This window comes from Lyngbya sp. CCY1209, assembly GCF_055795065.1.
Window position 1 is genome coordinate 1 of sequence record NZ_JAYFER010000023.1, and the last position, 278, is coordinate 278.

A 278-nucleotide genomic window follows, 5' to 3' on the forward strand; every position below is an offset into this window, starting at 1 on the left:
GGTTCGGGATTTCTGCTGATTTCCCTCTCCTTGCTGCCCAATAGACCCAATTTCCATCATACGTCGATGCGTTCGGTTTAACCAGAATGTGGTAGACAATGGGAGTCCAAGAGTGTTTTTGGAGTCGTAGACCTTCCTTGGTTTGGAATATCCACTTATCCTTCTTTTCATCCCCGTTGCTCAGTTTTGCCATTCCTGTTTGGTAGTATTTTCTGAGCGTTTTGTATTTGGCGTTTCCGCATCGTGACACTACCCATGCCCGTAGTTGTTGCCAGAGT

Annotated in this window: 1 pseudogene; it reads right to left on the reverse strand. The window is 46.4% G+C overall.

The annotated features are described in order from the left end of the window. A pseudogene (locus tag AC0QHF_RS00115) lies at positions 1-193 on the reverse strand (group II intron reverse transcriptase/maturase); the annotation flags it as partial. Positions 194-278: the final 85 nt, after the last annotated feature.